The organism is Stutzerimonas stutzeri (assembly GCF_000935215.1).
GTDB lineage: Bacteria > Pseudomonadota > Gammaproteobacteria > Pseudomonadales > Pseudomonadaceae > Stutzerimonas.
Genome location: NZ_JXXD01000353.1, coordinates 1 through 821 on the forward strand (window position 1 = coordinate 1; position 821 = coordinate 821).

The 821-nt window shown below is 63.2% G+C and carries 1 protein-coding gene; it reads left to right on the forward strand.

Annotated elements, in window-relative coordinates; genetic code table 11:
- Nucleotides 1-801 (forward strand): SDR family oxidoreductase (locus LO50_RS23320; protein ID WP_044316525.1); only part of this gene is annotated, 801 nt, incomplete at its 5' end.
- Nucleotides 802-821: the final 20 nt, after the last annotated feature.

Genomic DNA, 821 nt, shown 5'->3' on the forward strand with positions numbered 1-821 from the left:
GTCAATGATCTGGGCGGCAGCACTCAGGGCGATGGAGCCAACAGCTCCGCCGCCGACCGAGTGGTGGAGGAAATTCGCGGGGCGGGCGGTACCGCTGTCGCCAATCATGATTCAGTAACCGATGGCGATCGCATCGTGCAGCAGGCCCTCGATTCCTTTGGCCGCATCGATGTGGTGGTGAACAACGCCGGCATCCTGCGCGACAAGACCTTCCACAAGATGGAAGACGCCGACTGGGATCTGGTCTATCGGGTGCATGTCGAGGGCGCCTACAAGGTCACCCGTGCCGCCTGGCCGCACATGCGCGAACAGAACTACGGGCGGGTGATCTTCACCGCTTCGACCTCCGGCATCTATGGCAACTTCGGGCAGTCGAACTACGGCATGGCCAAGCTCGGTCTGTACGGCCTGACCCGCACGCTGGCGCTGGAAGGGCGCAAGAACAACGTGCTGGTCAACGCCATCGCGCCCACCGGCGGCACGCGGATGACCGAGGGGCTGATTCCGCCGCAGGTGTTCGAGCAGCTCAAACCCGAACTGGTGAGTCCGTTGGTGGTGTATCTGGCTAGCGAGCAGTGCCAGGAAACCTCCGGCCTGTTCGAAGTGGGTGGCGGCTGGATGGGCAAGGTGCGCTGGGAACGCAGCCTTGGCGTCGGCTTCGACCCGCAGGCCGGCTTCGATGCCGAGGACGTCGCGGCTCAGTGGCAGCAGATCTGCAATTTCGAGAATGCCGCGCACCCGGCCGACAACATGGAAGCGTTGAAGGAGATGATGGCCAACCTGCAAAAATACGCAGGCTGACCTATGGCTTGCGCTGCCGG